This window comes from Bradyrhizobium sp. NBAIM03, from assembly GCF_020194055.1.
GTDB classification, from domain to species: Bacteria; Pseudomonadota; Alphaproteobacteria; order Rhizobiales; family Xanthobacteraceae; genus Bradyrhizobium; species Bradyrhizobium yuanmingense.
The window spans coordinates 1-403 of sequence record NZ_JADYVS010000236.1 but is presented as its reverse complement, the minus strand read 5'-3'; the positions used below and the strand labels follow the sequence as shown (position 1 = coordinate 403).

The 403-nt window shown below is 56.3% G+C and carries 1 pseudogene; it reads right to left on the bottom strand.

Features of this window, described 5'->3' with window-relative positions:
* Positions 1-92: 92 nt before the first annotated feature.
* Positions 93-403: pseudogene (locus tag I6F21_RS38285) on the bottom strand (hypothetical protein); the annotation flags it as partial.

The window sequence follows — 403 nt, the reverse complement described above, 5'->3', positions numbered from 1 at the left end:
TTTCCGGGGATTGAATACGCTGCCGGATGACGACTTAACGTTTCATCCGGCGTTCCTTGCAAGCGGGAGGAAACAGCGCCCTCCCCGGCATATTACTCTTCGCTATCACCGCTGCTGGCACGGCGAGGAGAGTCGATCTCAACACGATCGATACGCTGCAAACCGCGCATCAACGTACCGCGGCGTCCACGTTCGCCAGTGACTTTCTGTAGCTCTTCCGGACGCAGTTTAATTTTGCGTTTCCCAACATGAATGGTCAGCGTGCTTTGTGGCGGCAGAACGTACAGTTGCGCCAGGCCATCCTCGCCACGCGCGGCTTCTGCCGATGGAATGTTGATAATCTTGTTGCCTTTGCCCTTCGACAGCTGCGGCAGATCGCTTACCGGGAACATCAACATACGGC